Genomic DNA, 17,623 nt, shown 5'->3' with positions numbered 1-17,623 from the left:
GTATTAGGGCAAGCCCCCTCACCACAGGGTTTGCGCGAAGGCGGTTTACCCAGATGACATGAAGTTGTTCACCGGAGAGCCCAGATGACTGACCAACCACTGTCCCCCACCGAGTTCGAACAGGCGCTGCGCGCCAAGGGCGCCTACTACCACATCCATCACCCCTACCACGTGGCGATGTATGAAGGCCGGGCGACCCGCGAGCAGATCCAGGGCTGGGTCGCCAATCGCTTCTACTATCAGGTGAACATTCCGCTCAAGGACGCCGCAATCCTGGCCAACTGTCCGGACCGCGAGGTCCGCCGCGAGTGGATTCAGCGTCTGCTCGACCACGACGGCGCGCCCGGTGAAGACGGCGGCATCGAAGCCTGGTTGCGTCTGGGCCAGGCAGTCGGCCTGGATCCGGATCAGCTGCGCTCCCAGGAACTGGTCCTGCCCGGCGTGCGTTTTGCCGTGGACGCCTACGTCAACTTCGCCCGTCGGGCCCGTTGGCAGGAAGCCGCCAGCAGCTCGCTGACTGAACTGTTCGCCCCGCAAATCCACCAGTCACGCCTCGACAGCTGGCCACAGCATTACCCGTGGATCGACCCGGCCGGTTATGAGTACTTCCGCACTCGTCTGGGTCAGGCTCGACGTGATGTGGAACATGGCATGACGATCACCTTGCAGCACTACACTACGCGAGAAGGCCAGGAGCGCATGCTGGAAATTCTCCAGTTCAAACTGGACATTCTTTGGAGCATGCTCGATGCCATGAGCATGGCCTACGAACTGAACCGCCCGCCCTATCACAGCGTCACCGAACAGCGGGTCTGGCATAAGGGAATCACCCTATGAGTTTCGATCGCAGCAAGACCCCAGCCTGGCGGACCGGCTACCGTTACCAGTACGAGCCGGCGCAAAAAGGCCATGTGCTGCTGTACCCCGAAGGCATGATCAAACTCAACGAAAGTGCCGCGCTGATTGGCGGCCTCATCGATGGTGAGCGCGACGTCGCAGCGATCATTGCCGAACTGGACGCCAAATTCCCCGGCGTCCCCGAGCTTGGTGACGACATAGAGCAATTCATGGAGGTCGCCCGTGCACAGCACTGGATCGAACTTGTCTGAGCAGGCGCAGCCGATGCCGCCCAAGGCTGAGATCGGCCTGCCCTTGTGGCTGCTGGCCGAGCTGACCTACCGTTGCCCGCTGCAATGCCCCTATTGCTCGAACCCGCTGGATTTCGCCGAACAGGGCAAGGAGCTGAGCACCGAGCAGTGGATCAAGGTGTTCCGTGAAGCACGGGAAATGGGCGCAGCACAGCTGGGCTTTTCCGGCGGTGAACCGCTGGTGCGTCAGGACCTGGCGGAGCTGATCGGTGAAGCACGCAAACTCGGCTTCTACACCAACCTGATCACCTCGGGCATCGGCCTCACCGAGCAGAAAATCAGCGACTTCAAAAAAGCCGGGCTGGACCATATCCAGATCAGCTTCCAGGCCAGCGATGAACAGGTGAACAACCTGCTGGCCGGCTCGAAAAAAGCCTTCGCACAGAAACTCGAAATGGCCCGTGCGGTGAAAGCCCACGGCTATCCGATGGTGCTGAACTTCGTCACCCATCGGCACAACATCGACAAAATCGACCGCATCATCGAACTGTGCATCGCGCTGGAAGCCGACTTCGTCGAGCTCGCCACCTGCCAGTTCTATGGCTGGGCGCAGCTCAACCGCGTAGGCCTGTTACCGACCAAAGAGCAACTGGTTCGTGCCGAGCGCATCACCAATGAATACCGCGTCAAACTGGAAGCCGAAGGGCATCCATGCAAGCTGATTTTCGTCACCCCGGACTACTACGAAGAGCGCCCCAAAGCCTGCATGAATGGCTGGGGCAGCCTCTTCCTCACCGTCACCCCGGACGGCACCGCCCTGCCGTGCCACGGCGCGCGGCAGATGCCGGTGCAGTTCCCAAATGTACGCGATCACAGCATGCAGCACATCTGGTACGACTCATTTGGCTTCAACCGCTTTCGCGGCTACGACTGGATGCCTGAGCCGTGTCGCTCCTGCGATGAAAAAGAAAAGGACTTCGGCGGCTGCCGCTGCCAGGCGTTCATGCTCACGGGTGACGCCAGCAACGCCGACCCGGTGTGCAGCAAGTCGGAACATCACGGCGTGATTCTCCAGGCCCGCGAAGAAGCCGAGCACGCGACCCAGACCATCGAACAACTGGCCTTTCGCAATGCGCGTAACTCGCGGCTGATCGCCAAGGTCCGCTGAATGCATGAATCCAGGCTCACCGTGGCCAAGCCAATGAGCCCTCGCCGGCGACTGTAGGCGCCGCGCCGCCGGGCACGCGCCGGCAGCCGCGACCCATACTTGCAACTCAGAGCGACGGCAGATAGGCCATCACGTGCGACTCGCCCATCAGCAGCGGACGATTGAGCTCCGCGCAGGCGCGCAGGTAGTCGGCTACCAAGGTGATCCGCTTGAGCTTGCGCAGATCCTCGCTGTAGTACATCCAGAACTGTCGAGTGACCTCCACCTGATCCGGCAACACTTCACACAGGCGCGGATCCGGACCGGCGAGGAAACAGGGAAGGATGGCCAGCGCGCGCCCTTCCAGCGCCGCATGGTACTGGGAGACTACGCTGGTGCTGCGCAGGCGGCTGTGCGCGCCGGGCAGCAGGTCGTTCAGGTAGAGCAGCTTGAAGCTGAAAGCCAGATCCTCGACATAGGTCACGAATGGGTGACCGGCCAGATCCTCGCGACTGGTAATCGGCGAATGATTGGCCAGGTACTCCGGTGTCGCATACAGACGCAGACGGTAGTCGCACAGCCGCGAGCACACGTACGGACCGCGCTCAGGCCGCTCCAGGGTGATGGCGATGTCTGCCTCGCGCCGTGACAGGTTGACGAAGTGCGGGACCGGCAGGATGTCCACGGAGATATGCGGATAGTGAATGATGAAGTGGCTCATCTGCGTGGTGACGAAGCAGGAGCCGAAAGCTTCGGTGCAGCCGATACGCAGGTGCCCGGCGAGCCCCCCGGTGGTGCCGCAAACCTGCTCGCAGGCTGCCAGCAGCGTACTTTCCAGAGTTTCGGCGTGACTGACCAGGCGCTGCCCCTCGACAGTCATGACGAAGCCCGACGCTCGGGACTTCTCGAACAGCAGGGCGCCAAGGCTTTGCTCAAGGGCGCGGATGCGCCGCGACACCGTGGTGTAGTCCACCCCCAAACGGCGCGCTGCGCCACTGGCGGTGCGAGCACGGGCGACCTCGAGAAAGAAACGCATATCGTCCCAATTCACGTGACTTTGCGTTGTGCGTTTTTGCATATTCATCAGGCTTTTCTGCCAATACATATTGGAAATTAGCCAACATATACTCGCATTCAGCCTGGTTTGACCAGCATCGTTTCTCAACCGGAAAGGCCCCGATTTCAACCAGGGCTAACGGCATGAATGCAGAGTAAAAAGCCTGCTTTCAAGCCGAAAACAGGCAGCTGCGCGGCAGCGCAATCACTGCCACTTTCGCGCCCGCCGAGGGCTCATACGGCGGGTTTCCTGTCGGCCCACACCTGCCATTGCAACATCCCCTCGCCTCCGGAAGATCGCCAGGGCAGCAACGACTCCAGCAGCATTCAGGTGACGCTCCACTTCGGGACGTCGCCCGGGTACCCGTACGCCCCTAAAAAGGCCGGCAAACAACAACAATTAAAAGCGGAGCCTCACTATGACGACTGATCATCCGAACCACGCCCAGACCTGCGCCCAGGTCAGGGCCAATCCCAAGTTCCAGCGCCTCACCCGCCAGCGCGCGTTGTTAGCTTGGTCACTGAGCGGCGTGGTCCTGGCTGTCTATTACAGCTTCATCATGGTAGTGGCCTTCGCACCTGCCTGGCTGCACCTGCCGCTGTACGACGGCAGTCACCTCAGCCTCGGCATGCCGATCGGCGTGACAATTATCCTGCTGTCCTGGTTGCTTACCGCCTGGTACGTGAATACCGCCAACACCCGTTTCGACGCGCTCAGCGCGCAGATCCTCCAGGAGACCCGCGTATGAAACGCCTACTCGCCCTTCTCGCCCTCAGCCCCCTGCTGGCCAACGCCGCACCCATCACCGCGGAGAAGCAACCGCTCAATATGCATGCCATCGGCATGTTCTTCGTCTTCGTCCTCGCCACGTTGCTGATCACTTGGTGGGCTTCCCGCCGCACGCGCTCCGCCGCCGATTTCTACAGCGCCGGCGGCGGTATAACGGGTTTTCAGAATGGCCTGGCGATCGCCGGTGACTATATGTCGGCGGCCACTTTGCTGGGCCTCTCGAGCCTGGTGTTCACCAAAGGCTATGACGGCTTCATCTATATCATTGGCTTCTTTGTTGGCTGGCCCATCGTCACCTTCCTGATGGCCGAGCGCCTGCGCAACCTGGGCCGCTACACCTTCGCCGACATCGTCTCCTTCCGCCTGGATCAAACTCGCGTACGCAGCTTCGCCGCCCTCGGCTCGCTGACGGTGGTGTGTTGCTACCTGGTGGTGCAAATGGTCGGCGCTGGGCAGTTGATCAAGCTGCTGTTCGGCCTCGACTATCGCACGGCGGTGGTGGTGGTCGGCCTGCTGATGCTGGTCTACGTGATCTTCGGCGGCATGCTCGCCACTACATGGGTGCAGATCACCAAGGCGGTCCTGCTGCTGGCCGGCGGCACGACCCTAATGCTGATGGCCCTGAGCCGCTTCGGCTTCAGCTTCGAGACGCTGGCAGCCCAAGCCGTGGCGGTGCATGCCAGCGGCGTGCAGATTATGGGCCCGGGCACTTTGCTGGCCGACCCGATCAACGCGGTGTCACTGTCCCTCGGACTGGTCTTCGGCATCGCCGGCCTGCCGCACATTCTGATGCGTTTCTTCACCGTGCCCAATGCCAAAGAGGCGCGCAAATCGGTGCTATTCGCCACGGTGTTCATCGGCTTCTTCTTTCTGGTGGTCTGCATCCTGGGCTACACCGCCATCGTCATCGTCGGCACAGACCCGCAGTACTATGTCGACGGTAAGCTCGGCGGCGCCATGATCGGCGGCGGCAACATGGTGGCCATGCATCTGGCCAAGGCGGTGGGCGGCAACCTGTTTCTCGGATTCCTCTCCGCCGTGGCCTTCGCCACCATCCTTGCAGTGGTGGCTGGCCTGGCCCTGGCCGGCGCCTCGGCCATCTCTCACGACCTTTATGCCTCGGTACTGAAGAAGGGCAAGGCCGACGAGAAGCAGGAAATGCGCGTGTCGCGCATCGCCACTGTCGGTCTGGGCATCGTCGCGATTTCCCTCGGAATTCTGTTCGAGGGCCAGAACATCGCCTTCCTGGTCGGCCTGACGTTTGGCATAGCGGCCTCTGCGAATTTCCCAGTATTGATCATGGCCATGTACTGGGGTGGCCTGACCACCCGTGGCGCCCTCTATGGCGGTCTGACTGGCCTGATCAGCGCCCTAGCCCTGGTCATCGGCTCTCCGTCGGTGTGGGTCGGTGTACTGGGGCATGCCCAGGCGCTCTTCCCTTACGACCAGCCAGCGCTGTTCTCAATGCCCCTGGCCTTCCTGGTCATCGTGGCGGCGTCCAAGCTGGACCGTAGCGAGCGCGCCGATCGCGAGCGCGCCGCCTATGCCGACCAATTCGTCCGTGCCCAGACCGGCCTTGGAGCTTCCATGGCCAGCAGTCACTGACGCTGCTTTTTCCGGGGCTGATGTCCCGAGCGCGAGTCCGCTCCTTTGCTTCGCGCTTTTTTACGCCCGACCTGCGCCGAGCGGCGCAGGACACCCGCGCCCTTCTCTCGCCAATTCCAAATGGCGCGGGAGCGGCTCGTCGACAACAAAAACAACAAAAGGCATCCAATGAAACCCACCACCCTTACCCTGTTCCTGGCCGGCAGCGGCCTCGCCGCACAGGCTCACGCCGACTTCTTCGCAGACAGCACGGCCAGCCTTGAGCTACGCAACTTCTATTTCAACCGTGACTATCGCCAGGACAACGCCGCCCAATCCAAACAAGAGGAATGGGCGCAGGGTTTCCTGCTGCGCTATGAATCGGGATTCACCGAAGGTTTGATCGGTGTCGGCTTCGATGCCATCGGTCTGGTCGGCGTCAAGCTCGATTCCAGCCCTGATCGCGCAGGCTCCGGCCTGCTCAAACGTCACCGCGACACGAGCAAAGGTGCGCAGGACGAGTACGGCGAACTGGGCCTGACCGCCAAAGTGCGTGTCTCGAAAAGCACGCTGAAACTCGGCACGCTGTTGCCGAAACTGCCTACGGTACTGGCCAACGACTCGCGGCTGTTGCCACAAACCTTCAAGGGCGGTCAGTTGACGTCGCTGGAACTCGAAGGCCTGACTGTGGATGCCGGGCGACTGACGCAGGTCAATCAGCGCGACTCCTCGGACTACGAGGACATGGGCATCACCCGCACCGGCGCCAAGGGCATTACCACACGTCATGTCGACAGCGACAGTTTCGATTTCGCCAGCCTGAACTACAAATGGACCAGCAACCTCGCCACCGGCTACAGCTACGGTCACCTCGACAATTTCTACAGCCAGCACCTGGTCAACTTGACCTACGTGTTGCCCATGACGACGGGCCAGTCGCTGAAGACGGATCTGCGCTTCGCTCGCTCCACGGACGACGGTGGCAGCAATGTCGATAACAATGCCATCGGCGCGATGTTCACCTACAACCTCGGCGGGCATGCGTTGGGCCTGGGTTACCAAGGCATGAGCGGCGACACCGGCTACGCCTACGTCAACGGCACCGATGCGTTCCTGGTGAACTTCGTGCAGATCGGCGACTTCGCCAGCAAGGACGAAAAGTCCTGGCAGGCGCGCTACGACTACAACTTTGCGGCCATCGGTGTTCCGGGCCTGACCTTCATGACCCGCTACCTCACCGGCGACAATATCGACCTGGGCGGCAACCGCCCGGAAGGCAAGGAATGGGAACGCGATACCGACATTGGTTATGTCGTGCAGAGCGGGCCGTTGAAGAATGTCGGGGTGAAGTGGCGTAACGCAACGGTGCGCTCGACCAACTTCGGCAGCGACTTGGATGAAAACCGCCTGATCATCAGCTACACCCTGAAGCTCTGGTAAATATGCCCGCGCGCCGGATGCTACTCCCAGCGCTTGGCGGTGGGAGTGGCATTCGCCTTGCGGTTCTGTCTCGTCATAGGCCAAACAGACCCATGCATTTTTGCACAACATACCGGCTTTTTTAGGTATTCATATTTGTTTTATGCATGCCTATACTCGATTCAAATCTGGTCGTGAACCAGGTCAGTCCCGACAAAAATAAACAAGGGAATCCACCGTGAAACCATTCTTGCTGGCCGCTTCTCCATCATCAGGTCTGCGCACCTATCCCGTACGCCCCGCGGCGCACAGCGATGCCACTCTCGCCGCGTGACTGCTTCGTACTCGCTACCCGTGCCGATCGACACCTTGAATGATGGAGAGAACAATGAACACCAACAGCCAACCCTTTCTCGCCGCTCGCGACTTCCTGCTTTCCCACCGTACCGATTACGCCACGGCGGTGCGTGACTTCCGCTGGCCGCAACTGAGCGAGTTTAACTGGGCGCTGGATTACTTCGATGCTATGGCGCAGGGCAATCACGCCAACGCCTTGTGGATAGTCGAAGAAGACGGCAGCGAACAGCGCTACAGCTTCGAGCAGCTGGCCTCGCGCTCCAACCAGGTGGCCAACCACTTGCGTGCCCTTGGCGTGCGCCGCGGCGAGCGCATCCTGCTGATGCTCGGCAACGACGTCGCCCTGTGGGAAACCATGCTGGCCGCCTTCAAACTCGGTGCCGTGGTCATTCCCGCCACCGCCCTGTTGACCCCCGATGACCTGGGCGACCGCATCGAGCGCGGCCAGGTTCGTCACCTGGTGGTCGGCAGCGCCCATGTCGACAAGTTCGTCGGCCTGGGTGACGGCTGCAGTCGCATCTGCGTCGGTCCGTCCCCCGCCGGCTGGACCCCGCACAGCGCCGCCAGCGAATATTCAGAGCAGTTCGAAGTCGAGGGCCTCACCCTGGCCACTGACCCGATGCTGCTGTACTTCACCTCCGGCACCACCTCCAAGCCGAAGATGGTGCTGCACAGCCACCAGAGCTACCCGGTCGGCCACCTGTCGACCATGTACTGGATCGGCCTGCAGCCGGGTGACCTGCACTTGAACATCTCGTCACCGGGTTGGGCCAAGCATGCGTGGAGCTGCCTCTTCGCACCGTGGAACGCCGGCGCCTGCATCTTCATCCACAATGTCGCGCGCTTCAGCGCCACGGCTCTGCTCGGCGCGCTGGAGCGCTACGGCGTCACCAGCCTGTGCGCCCCACCCACCGTCTGGCGCATGCTGATCCAGGAAGACCTGGCCAGTTACAAGGAGCGCTTGAACCTGCGTGAATTGGTGGGCGCCGGTGAGCCGCTGAACCCGGAGATCATCGAGCAGATCCTGCATGCCTGGGACTTGCCGCTGCGTGACGGCTTCGGCCAGTCGGAAACCACCGCCCTGGTCGGCAACACACCCGGCCAACTGCTCAAACCCGGCTCCATGGGCCGTCCGCTGCCGGGCTACCGAGTGACCATGCTTGACCCCGATGGCGTACCCGGCAATGAGGGTGAAGTAGCCCTGCCGCTGGACGTGCGACCCCTCGGTCTGATGTTGTGCTACGAGGACAGCCCGGAAAAAACCGCCGAAGTGATGCGCGACGGTTACTACCGCACCGGCGATACCGCACAGATCGACGAAGAGGGCTACATCACCTTCGTCGGCCGTGCCGACGACGTGTTCAAAGCTTCCGACTACCGCATCAGCCCCTTCGAACTGGAAAGCGCGCTGATCGAGCACCCGGCGGTGATGGAAGTGGCCGTGGTGCCGAGCCCTGATCCGGTGCGCCTGGCAGTGCCCAAGGCCTATCTGATCCTGGCCCATGACGCATCGGGCAGCTACGAACTCGCCGCCGACATCCTCGCCTTCGCCCGCGAGCACCTGGCGCCCTACAAGCGGGTGCGACGTATCGAATTTGTCAGTGAGCTGCCCAAGACCATCTCCGGGAAGATTCGCCGGGTGGAACTGCGGCAAATGGAAGTGCAGCGCCGGCAGAGTGATACACGCGGCTCTCAAGAGTACTTCGAAGAAGACTTCCCACAGCTCAAGGGCTGAACCCGGGCCGGTACGCCGGCCATTCTGAATTCAAATCCGACCGCTCGGCCAACCAGGCCGAGCGGCCTCACTCGACCCAAAGAAAGTAGGCAGAACTGAAAATGACCTCTTCCAGCATTCCAACCGTCAAGCTCCTCATCAACGGCGAATTCGTCGAATCGCGCAGCACCCAGTGGCGCGATGTGGTCAACCCGGCCACCCAGGAAGTCCTGGCTCGCGTGCCCTTCGCCACCGCCGAGGAAATGGACGCCGCCGTGGCCAGCGCCAAGGAAGCCTTCAAGACCTGGCGCAAGACTCCGATCGGTGCCCGCTCCCGGATCTTCTTCAAATACCAGCAACTGATCCGCGAGAACATCAAGGAACTGGCCGCTCTGCTCACCGCGGAACAAGGCAAAACCCTGCCGGATGCCGAAGGTGATGTGTTCCGCGGCCTGGAGGTGGTCGAGCACGCCACCTCCATCGGCAACCTGCAGATGGGCGAGTTGGCCAACAACGTCGCCAATGGCGTCGACACCTATACCTTGATGCAGCCGCTGGGCGTGTGCGCCGGCATCACCCCGTTCAACTTCCCGGCGATGATCCCGCTGTGGATGTTCCCGATGGCCATCGCCACCGGCAACACCTTCATCCTCAAGCCGTCCGAGCAAGACCCGCTGGTGACCATGCGCCTGGTCGAACTGGCCCTGGAGGCCGGTGTACCCAAGGGCGTGCTCAATGTCATCCACGGCGGCGTCGACGCGGTAAACCTGATCTGCGACCACCCGGACATCAAAGCCGTGTCCTTCGTTGGTTCGACCAAGGTCGGCACCCATGTCTACAACCGCGCTACGCAGAACGGCAAGCGTGCACAGTGCATGATGGGCGCGAAGAACCACGCCATCGTCCTGCCCGATGCCAACAAGCAGCAGACGTTGAACAACCTGCTGGGAGCCTCCTTCGGCGCCGCCGGTCAGCGCTGCATGGCCCTGCCGGTGGTCATCCTGGTGGGTGAAGCGCAGACCTGGTTGCCGGACCTGATCGAGCGGACCAAGACCCTCAAGATCAATGGCGGCACCGAACCTGGCACCGACATCGGCCCGGTGATCTCCTGCGCGGCTCTGGATCGCGTCAACAGCCTGATCGCCAGCGGCATCGAAGAAGGCGCCAAGCTCGAACTGGATGGACGCAACCCGAGCGTGCCGGGCTACCAGGACGGCAACTTCGTCGGCCCGACCATCTTCTCCGGCGTCACTGCACAAATGTCCGTGTACCGCGAAGAAATCTTCGGCCCGGTGCTGTGCGTCATGCATGCCGCCAGCCTGAGCGAGGCAATCGAGATCATCAACGCCAACCCGAATGGCAACGGTACCGCCCTGTTCACCCGCTCCGGCGCTGCGGCCCGTCACTTCCAGGAAGAAATCGACGTCGGCCAGGTGGGTATCAACGTGCCGATCCCGGTACCGGTTCCGCTGTTCTCCTTCTCCGGTTCGCGCGCCTCCAAGCTCGGTGATCTGGGCCCTTACGGCAAGCAAGTGGTGACCTTCTACACCCAGACCAAGACGGTCACCCAGCGCTGGTTCGACGAGGATGACACCGGCGGCTCGGTGAACACCACCATCACCCTGAAATGATCTCTGCCGGCCGGCGCCCAGCGTCGGCCGGCCAGGAGCTGAACGATGGAATACCAGACATTACTGGTTGATGTGCAACAGCGCGTCGGCCTGATTACGCTCAACCGGCCGCAGGCGCTCAACGCGCTGAACAGTCAGTTGATCGCCGAGCTGAACCTGGCTCTGCACCGCCTGGAGGCCGACCCCGAAGTCGGCTGCATGGTCATCACCGGATCGACCAAGGCCTTTGCCGCCGGCGCTGACATCAAAGAGATGGCCGCGCTGGGTTATCCGCAGATCTACCTGGACGATTTCTTCGCCGCCGCCGACCGCATCGGCGCCCGGCGCAAGCCAATGATTGCCGCAGTAGCCGGCTATGCCTTGGGTGGCGGCTGCGAGTTGGCGCTGATGTGCGACTTCATCTACGCCGCCGATAACGCCCGCTTCGGTCTGCCGGAGCTGAACCTGGGAGTGATCCCCGGGATCGGTGGCACCCAGCGCCTGAGCCGCGCCGTTGGCAAGTCCAAGGCCATGGAGATGTGCCTGACCGGCCGCCAACTCGGCGCCGAGGAAGCTGAGCGCGCCAACCTGGTGGCCCGTGTTTTCCCCGTCGCGGAGTTGCTGGAACGGACCCTGGAAGTCGCCCGCGGCATTGCCGGCAAGTCGCTGCCGGCGGCCATGATGATCAAGGAATGCGTCAATCGCGCCGAAGAAATCAGCCTCAGTGAAGGCATACGTTTCGAGCGCCGGCTGTTCCATTCGCTGTTTGCCGGCCACGACCAAAAGGAAGGCATGCAAGCCTTCGTCGAAAAGCGCGTGCCGAATTTCCTGCACCGCTGATCCCCACTCACAAAAGGTAGTCATCATGCATATCGGATTTCTCGGCCTCGGCAACATGGGCGGCCCAATGGCCCGCAACCTGCTCAAGGCTGGCCACAGCCTGACCGTCTTCGATCCTTTCCCGCAGGCGGTCGCCGCCCTGGTGGAGGCCGGTGCCAGCGCCGCTGACTCGCCCGCCGCCGTGGCCAAAGCCAAGGTTGAGGTGATCATCACCATGTTGCCGACCGCCGACCATGTGAAGCAGGTCTATCGCGGCAAGGACGGCCTGTTGGCCAATATTGGCCAGGGCGTGCTGTTGATCGACAGTTCGACGATCGACCCGCTGAGCACCCGCGAGGTGGCCAAGTACGCCCTTGCCCAGGGCAACCCGATGCTCGACGCGCCAGTATCCGGCGGCACCGGCGGCGCGGCGGCAGGCACCCTGACCTTTATGGTCGGCGGCCCGGACAGTGTGTTCGACCAGGCCCTGCCGATCCTCTCCGCCATGGGCAAGAACATCGTCCACTGCGGTGCAGCGGGCAACGGCCAGGTGGCCAAGATCGCCAACAACATGCTGCTCGGCATCTCCATGGTCGGCGTCGCCGAAGCCATGGCCCTGGGTGTGGCCCTGGGCATGGACGCCAAGGTGCTGGCCGGTGTCATCGGTACCTCCACCGGTCGCTGCTGGAGCTCGGAGATCAACAATCCGTTCCCGGGTGTGCTGGAAAACGCTCCGGCCTCGCGTGGTTACAGTGGCGGCTTTGGTACCGACCTGATGCTCAAGGACCTCGGCCTGGCCACCGAAGCAGCCAAGCATGCGCGTCAGCCGGTGGTGCTCGGTGCTGCCGCCCAGCAGCTGTACCAGACCTTCAGCCTGCAAGGTAATGGCGGTCTGGACTTCTCCGCCATCATCAAACTGTTCCGCGGGGAAGCCTGAGCATGAGCGAGCAGCAAGCCCCAGTACTGGCCAGCGTGCGTAACCGCATCGGCCACCTGACACTGAATCGGCCAAGCGCGTTGAACACCCTGGACCTGCCCATGGTGCGTCTGCTTTGCCGGCACCTGTGGGCTTGGGAGCAGGACCCGGAGATCGTCGCCGTGACCATTCGCGGAGCCGGTGAAAAGGCCTTCTGCGCCGGCGGCGACATTCGCATGCTGTACGACAGCTACAAGGCCGGCGACAACCAGCATGAGCTGTTCCTCGAGGAGGAGTACGCCCTCGACGAGTACCTGCACGGCTACACCAAACCCGTGCTGGCACTGCTGGATGGTTTCGTCCTCGGCGGCGGCATGGGCCTAGCCCAGGCCGCCTCGCTACGGGTGATCACCGAGCGCACGCGGATGGGCATGCCGGAAGTCGGCATCGGTTTTTTCCCTGATGTCGGTGGCAGCTATTTCCTGCCGCGTTTGCCAGGTGAACTAGGCACCTATCTGGGTCTCACCGGCTGTCAGGTGCGTGCCGCCGATGCCCTCTATGCGAACCTTGCCGACTACTACCTGCCCAGCGAACGGCTGGCCGAACTGGATGCCAGAATCGACCACTTGATCTGGACCGCTGCACCCGCCGAAGACTTGCAGGAGCTGCTCTCCGACATGGCCACCGAGCGTCTGGCCGGGTCCGAGCTCAAGGCCTGTCGCCAGGCAATCGACGAATATTTCGCCTTGTCCGATGTCCCGGCCATTCGCGCCGCGCTGCAGCGCGAACAACGCCCCGAGCTGCAAGACTGGGCCGAACAGACAGTGAAGCTACTCGACAGCCGCTCGCCGCTGGCGATGGCTGCGACGCTTGAGTTGTTGCGTCGTGGTCGTTACCTGAACCTGGCCGAGTGCTTCGCCCTGGAGTTGCACCTCGACTACCAGTGGTTCGACAAGGGCGACCTGATGGAGGGCGTGCGCGCCCTGATCATCGACAAGGACAAGCGCCCTTGCTGGAACCCACCAACCTTGGCAGAGCTGGTTCCTGCCCGGGTGCAAGCCTTTTTCAACGACTTTGAACGCGCCTCCGGCAAGCCCGTACGCACCGCCTGATCGACAGGAGACTTTACAATGCACGATATCGAATTGACCGAAGAGCAACGCATGATCCGCGACATGGCGCGCGACTTCGCCCGCAGCGAAGTCGCGCCGCATGCCCAAGCCTGGGAGAAGGCTGGCTGGATCGATGACGCGGTGGTGACGCAGATGGGCGAGCTGGGCCTGCTAGGCATGATCGTACCGGACACCTGGGGCGGCAGTTATACCGACTATGTGGCCTACGCTCTGGCCGTGGAAGAAATCTCGGCCGGCGACGGTGCCCTCGGCGCGCTGATGAGCATCCACAACTCAGTGGGCTGCGGCCCGCTACTCAAATACGGCACCCCCGCCCAGCAAGACAGCTGGCTGCCGCTGCTGGTCAGTGGTCAAGCGATCGGCTGTTTCTGTCTGACCGAACCACAGGCCGGCTCCGAGGCGCACAACCTGCGCACCCGTGCCGAACTGCGCGACGGCCAGTGGATTCTCAACGGTGCCAAGCAGTTCGTCAGCAACGGGGAGCGGGCCAAGCTGGCCATCGTCTTCGCCGTCACTGATGCGGAACTGGGTAAGAAAGGGCTGTCGGCCTTCCTGGTCCCCACTGACAACTCCGGATTCGTGGTCGACCGACGCGAACACAAGATGGGTATTAAGGCCTCCGATACCTGCGCGGTGACCTTGAACAACTGCACCATTCCCGAAGCCAACCTGCTGGGTGAACGCGGCAAAGGCCTGGCCATTGCCCTGTCCAACCTCGAGGGCGGTCGCATCGGCATCGCCGCCCAAGCCCTGGGTATCGCTCGCGCCGCCTTCGAGGCCGCGCTGGGGTATGCCCGCGAACGCATCCAATTCGGCAAACCAATTATCGAACACCAGAGCGTGTCCAACTTGCTCGCCGATATGCACACCCGGCTCAATGCTACCCGACTGCTGGTGTTGCATGCCGCACGCCTGAAAAGCGCCGGGCAACCGTGCCTGTCCGAAGCCTCGCAGGCCAAGCTGTTCGCCTCGGAAATGGCCGAGCGCGTTTGCTCCAGCGCGATGCAGATCCATGGCGGCTACGGCTACCTGGAGGATTACCCGGTGGAGCGTTACTATCGCGACGCGCGTATCACTCAGATCTACGAAGGCTCCAGCGAGGTCCAGCGCTTAGTGATCGCCCGCGAACTGAGTCACTACGCGCTCTGACCCCCTCCAGCCGGACGCGCCTGCCGCGTCCGGACTTCACTGTATTCCCTCTCGCGGAGTTACCGATGTTCGGCTTGCGCAATATTTCCATTAGCCGCCGTCTGTGGCTGATCTTGCTGGCATCCATCCTGATGCTGATAGTGCTCGCCGGCCTGATGCTCAAGCAGAGCCATGACGACCTGTATGCAGCCAAGGCGCTAAAAACCCGCCACGTGGTCGAGACCGCCAGCGGCATCCTGCGCCACTTCCAAAGCCTGGAAGGCCAAGGCCTGAGTCGTGAGCAGGCGCAGCAACAGGCCATCGCAGTGATGCGCGATTTGCGCTACGAACACGAGGATTACTTCTGGCTCGAAGATCTCGACACACGCATGGTCATGCACCCCAATGCCAAACTCGAAGGTAAGCGCATGGCTGGTACACGCGATCCTGACGGCAAGGCGTTGTTCGACGAAATGGTCGCCGTGGCCAAACGCGATGGCGCGGGGCTGGTGCATTACCGCTGGCCCAAACCGGGAACCGATGCGCCGGTGGAGAAGGTGTCCTACGTCGAATTGTTCAAGCCTTGGGGCTGGATAGTCGGCTCAGGCATTTACATCGACGACGTGCAAGTCGAGTTCCGCCGCCAACTGATACAGGCCTTCGTCATACTTTTGACGATCGCCCTGCTGCTCAGCGCGCTGATCCTGCTGATTGCCCGCAGCATCGCCTCGCCGCTGGCGCAGGTGGTCGATGCCATGGAGAACATCGCCGGTGGCGAAGCTGACTTGACCCGCAATCTGGATAACCGCTGGCGCGACGAGCTGACTGCTCTGAGCGGCCACTTCAACGCGTTCACCAGCAAACTGCGCGCGGTGATCGGCCAGTCTATGCATACCGCTGGCAGGCTGGACAAGGCCTCGCAATCGCTCGGTGAGATTGCCAGCGACAGCCAGCGCCACAGTCAGCAGCAGTCACAGCAGATGGAACTGGTGGCCGCCGCCATTCACGAGGTGTCCTACGCCGTGCAGGAAGTGGCGAAGAACGCCGAACACGCCGCCAACGAAGTACGCCAGGCCGATGAGCAGGCACGCCAGGGCCAGCACAACATCGATAGCAGCCTGCGCCAAATCAACCAGTTGTCCGAGACCATCGGCCAGGCCGTCGCTGTGATCCAGAACCTGGCCCAGGAAAGCACCCAGATCGGCAGTGTGCTGGAAGTGATTCGTGCGATCGCCGAACAGACCAACCTGCTGGCGCTGAACGCCGCCATTGAGGCGGCGCGCGCTGGCGAGCAAGGTCGCGGCTTCGCCGTGGTGGCAGACGAAGTACGCCTGCTGGCCCAGCGCACCCAGCAGTCCACCGCGCAGATCCAGGGCATGATCGAGCGCCTGCAGGGCAATTCGGAGGCGGCGGTGAATGTCATCAATGCCAGCAGCGAAGCTGCTCAACAAACCGTGGAACAGGCACGCCAAACCGGTGAAAGCCTGCACCAGATCACCAGCGCGCTACGCAACCTCACCGAGTTGAATGCCTCGATCGCCAGTGCCACTCTGGAGCAGTCCCACGTGGTCGAGGACATCAACCAGAATGTCACCCGCGCAGCTTCGCTGGCCTACGAGAATGCCCAGGCAGCAGACCGGTCCAACGAGGCCAGCCAGCATTTGGGACAATTGGCGGGCCAGCTCAATCGGCTATTGGGGCAGTTTCGCGTATGAGGTGGATGAGCAACGATGGAGGTCTGATTTCATGACCCACACCCAGCCATTCACGTCGCGTTGCGCCAAATCGAATACCCTGTTGCCGGTGGCCATCGACTCGCGCTACCTGGAAACCCGCCAGAAGGCTCTTGAGCTGTTCGCGAAGTGTGGTTTCAGCCGGGTAAGCATGCGCGACCTGGCCACTTATCTGGGGATCAAGGCTGGCTCCATTTACAACCACATCGAAAGCAAGGAGGCACTGCTGTTCGAACTGATCGAGGAACTCTACGAACAGTTGCTTCATGGCGCCAACCTGGTAAATCGTCGCAAATCTACCCCCGCTATACGACTGCAAGGCCTGCTTGACGCTCATCTGCTGCTGCACGAGCGAATGGGGGCGCATTTCCGTCTGGCGGAATACGACCTCCATTGCCTGAGCAGCGAACAGCATGCCTCGATCCTGAGCCTGCGCCGACGCTACGAGGAGCACCTGGTGGAAACGATAGAGCAGCTCACCGGCAAACCGGCCAACGCCACCCGACGCGCCACCTTGAGCAGCATCGTTTCCCTGCTAAACCAACTGCCGGCCTGGGTTGCGGAGCCCCAGGCAAGCAAGGGAGCACGCCGCAAGTTGCTGCATGACATGGTGATGAGTGCTCTTCAGGGTGCGTTGCGGGCAACTTAGGCCTCTGGCCGTGTAGGCACCTATCCCGTGACAAGTGGCTCTTAAGGTGAAAATTTGGCCAACAGCCGCAGGTTCTGCACCACGGCGGCCAATTGGGGCCTGATCTGGCTGGCGTTAGAAGTCGGTCGGATCGAAATCCGTCTCGCCATATGGTGATCATGGCGTCCTCAACCTGGCTGCTTCAAGGACGACAGCAAAATTGGTTTCAGATCTCCCGGACTTCCGGCGGGCGTAAGGCGGCAATACGAACATAAGCTGTCATCAGCCCAATTGGTCCAGCAAAGCGGTTTGGATCTCCTGCACCCACTGCTCAGCTCCGGTTGTCCGACATAGGAGGCCCGCCCCCAGCATTGCAGCGAAGTGAACTAAAACTTGCTCCCGGGTACTACTCCCCGAGCCTGGTTCTTGGGCAACACCCAGTAGGGTGTCCAACAAGGCTTTCGTTCCTTCGCGATATGATTGCGAAAACAATTGGTGATG

Annotated in this window: 15 protein-coding genes and 1 pseudogene; 15 read left to right on the top strand and 1 reads right to left on the bottom strand. The window is 61.9% G+C overall.

What is annotated here, in order from left to right; all coding sequences use genetic code 11:
- Window positions 1-84: 84 nt before the first annotated feature.
- Genes pqqC through pqqE form a run of 3 tightly spaced genes read left to right on the top strand, consistent with a single transcriptional unit; the run spans window position 85 to window position 2,256 of the window.
- Window positions 85-837 (top strand): pyrroloquinoline-quinone synthase PqqC, encoded by a 753-nt coding sequence (gene pqqC / locus HYI44_RS17075; protein ID WP_225570011.1) that lies wholly within the window; start codon window positions 85-87, stop codon window positions 835-837.
- Complete coding sequence (gene pqqD / locus HYI44_RS17070) at window positions 834-1,109, top strand: pyrroloquinoline quinone biosynthesis peptide chaperone PqqD (RefSeq protein WP_225570010.1); 276 nt, start codon at window positions 834-836, stop codon at window positions 1,107-1,109. Before pqqC ends, pqqD begins: the two co-directional genes overlap by 4 nt.
- 13 nt (window positions 1,110-1,122) lie before the next feature.
- Window positions 1,123-2,256, top strand: a complete 1,134-nt coding sequence (pqqE, locus tag HYI44_RS17065) for a pyrroloquinoline quinone biosynthesis protein PqqE (RefSeq protein WP_225570083.1) — start codon at window positions 1,123-1,125, stop codon at window positions 2,254-2,256.
- A 106-nt stretch (window positions 2,257-2,362) separates the two neighbouring features.
- On the opposite strand, the gene HYI44_RS17060 is transcribed toward pqqE, so the two are convergent.
- Entirely contained in the window at window positions 2,363-3,313 is a 951-nt protein-coding gene (locus tag HYI44_RS17060; protein ID WP_225570082.1) for a LysR family transcriptional regulator, read from the bottom strand.
- A gap of 397 nt (window positions 3,314-3,710) precedes the next feature.
- Between HYI44_RS17060 and HYI44_RS17055 the strand changes: the two genes are divergently transcribed.
- The 12 genes and pseudogenes from HYI44_RS17055 to HYI44_RS17005 all read left to right on the top strand — a co-directional run bounded on the left by HYI44_RS17055 (window position 3,711) and on the right by HYI44_RS17005 (window position 17,143).
- A complete protein-coding gene (locus HYI44_RS17055; protein ID WP_225570009.1) occupies window positions 3,711-4,040 on the top strand; it encodes a DUF485 domain-containing protein in 330 nt (109 codons plus the stop codon).
- Window positions 4,037-5,686 (top strand): cation acetate symporter, encoded by a 1,650-nt coding sequence (locus tag HYI44_RS17050; RefSeq protein ID WP_225570008.1) that lies wholly within the window; start codon window positions 4,037-4,039, stop codon window positions 5,684-5,686. Before HYI44_RS17055 ends, HYI44_RS17050 begins: the two co-directional genes overlap by 4 nt.
- 168 nt (window positions 5,687-5,854) lie before the next feature.
- On the top strand, window positions 5,855-7,105 hold the full coding sequence (locus HYI44_RS17045; protein WP_225570007.1) for an OprD family porin: 1,251 nt from the start codon (window positions 5,855-5,857) through the stop codon (window positions 7,103-7,105).
- A 367-nt stretch (window positions 7,106-7,472) separates the two neighbouring features.
- On the top strand, window positions 7,473-9,176 hold the full coding sequence (locus HYI44_RS17040) for an AMP-binding protein (protein WP_225570006.1): 1,704 nt from the start codon (window positions 7,473-7,475) through the stop codon (window positions 9,174-9,176).
- 101 nt (window positions 9,177-9,277) lie between these two features.
- A complete protein-coding gene (locus HYI44_RS17035; RefSeq protein WP_225570005.1) occupies window positions 9,278-10,786 on the top strand; it encodes a CoA-acylating methylmalonate-semialdehyde dehydrogenase in 1,509 nt (502 codons plus the stop codon).
- Between the two features lie 45 nt (window positions 10,787-10,831).
- Window positions 10,832-11,605: an enoyl-CoA hydratase gene (locus HYI44_RS17030; protein WP_225570004.1), complete on the top strand. Its 774-nt coding sequence runs from the start codon at window positions 10,832-10,834 to the stop codon at window positions 11,603-11,605.
- Between the two features lie 25 nt (window positions 11,606-11,630).
- Complete coding sequence (mmsB, locus tag HYI44_RS17025; RefSeq protein WP_225570003.1) at window positions 11,631-12,521, top strand: 3-hydroxyisobutyrate dehydrogenase; 891 nt, start codon at window positions 11,631-11,633, stop codon at window positions 12,519-12,521.
- 2 nt (window positions 12,522-12,523) lie between these two features.
- Window positions 12,524-13,612 carry an enoyl-CoA hydratase/isomerase family protein gene (locus tag HYI44_RS17020; protein ID WP_225570002.1) on the top strand — a complete coding sequence of 363 codons (1,089 nt, stop codon included), beginning with the start codon at window positions 12,524-12,526 and terminating at the stop codon, window positions 13,610-13,612.
- A gap of 18 nt (window positions 13,613-13,630) precedes the next feature.
- Window positions 13,631-14,782 carry an acyl-CoA dehydrogenase family protein gene (locus HYI44_RS17015; RefSeq protein ID WP_225570001.1) on the top strand — a complete coding sequence of 384 codons (1,152 nt, stop codon included), beginning with the start codon at window positions 13,631-13,633 and terminating at the stop codon, window positions 14,780-14,782.
- 65 nt (window positions 14,783-14,847) lie between these two features.
- Window positions 14,848-15,618 (top strand): annotated as a pseudogene (locus HYI44_RS29645) (cache domain-containing protein); the annotation flags it as partial.
- A 30-nt stretch (window positions 15,619-15,648) separates the two neighbouring features.
- On the top strand, window positions 15,649-16,476 hold the full coding sequence (locus HYI44_RS29640) for a methyl-accepting chemotaxis protein (RefSeq protein WP_412548496.1): 828 nt from the start codon (window positions 15,649-15,651) through the stop codon (window positions 16,474-16,476).
- 31 nt (window positions 16,477-16,507) lie between these two features.
- Entirely contained in the window at window positions 16,508-17,143 is a 636-nt protein-coding gene (locus HYI44_RS17005; protein ID WP_225569999.1) for a TetR/AcrR family transcriptional regulator, read from the top strand.
- Window positions 17,144-17,623 lie beyond the last annotated feature (480 nt).

It is taken from the genome of Pseudomonas sp. Y24-6 (genome assembly GCF_020295325.1).
In the GTDB taxonomy this organism is placed as follows: Bacteria; Pseudomonadota; Gammaproteobacteria; order Pseudomonadales; family Pseudomonadaceae; genus Aquipseudomonas; species Aquipseudomonas gregormendelii.
This window is presented reverse-complemented; position numbering and strand designations above follow the sequence as displayed.

Excerpts from the sequence above, each read along its gene's own strand:
- pqqC (WP_225570011.1), top strand. The coding sequence starts at position 85 with ATGACTGACCAACCACTGTCCCCCACCGAGTTCGAACAGGCGCTGCGC.
- pqqD (WP_225570010.1), top strand. The coding sequence starts at position 834 with ATGAGTTTCGATCGCAGCAAGACCCCAGCCTGGCGGACCGGCTACCGT.
- pqqE (WP_225570083.1), top strand. The coding sequence starts at position 1,123 with ATGCCGCCCAAGGCTGAGATCGGCCTGCCCTTGTGGCTGCTGGCCGAG.
- HYI44_RS17060 (WP_225570082.1), bottom strand. The coding sequence starts at position 3,313 with ATGCAAAAACGCACAACGCAAAGTCACGTGAATTGGGACGATATGCGT.
- HYI44_RS17055 (WP_225570009.1), top strand. The coding sequence starts at position 3,711 with ATGACGACTGATCATCCGAACCACGCCCAGACCTGCGCCCAGGTCAGG.
- HYI44_RS17050 (WP_225570008.1), top strand. The coding sequence starts at position 4,037 with ATGAAACGCCTACTCGCCCTTCTCGCCCTCAGCCCCCTGCTGGCCAAC.
- HYI44_RS17045 (WP_225570007.1), top strand. The coding sequence starts at position 5,855 with ATGAAACCCACCACCCTTACCCTGTTCCTGGCCGGCAGCGGCCTCGCC.
- HYI44_RS17040 (WP_225570006.1), top strand. The coding sequence starts at position 7,473 with ATGAACACCAACAGCCAACCCTTTCTCGCCGCTCGCGACTTCCTGCTT.
- HYI44_RS17035 (WP_225570005.1), top strand. The coding sequence starts at position 9,278 with ATGACCTCTTCCAGCATTCCAACCGTCAAGCTCCTCATCAACGGCGAA.
- HYI44_RS17030 (WP_225570004.1), top strand. The coding sequence starts at position 10,832 with ATGGAATACCAGACATTACTGGTTGATGTGCAACAGCGCGTCGGCCTG.
- mmsB (WP_225570003.1), top strand. The coding sequence starts at position 11,631 with ATGCATATCGGATTTCTCGGCCTCGGCAACATGGGCGGCCCAATGGCC.
- HYI44_RS17020 (WP_225570002.1), top strand. The coding sequence starts at position 12,524 with ATGAGCGAGCAGCAAGCCCCAGTACTGGCCAGCGTGCGTAACCGCATC.
- HYI44_RS17015 (WP_225570001.1), top strand. The coding sequence starts at position 13,631 with ATGCACGATATCGAATTGACCGAAGAGCAACGCATGATCCGCGACATG.
- HYI44_RS29640 (WP_412548496.1), top strand. The coding sequence starts at position 15,649 with ATGCATACCGCTGGCAGGCTGGACAAGGCCTCGCAATCGCTCGGTGAG.
- HYI44_RS17005 (WP_225569999.1), top strand. The coding sequence starts at position 16,508 with ATGACCCACACCCAGCCATTCACGTCGCGTTGCGCCAAATCGAATACC.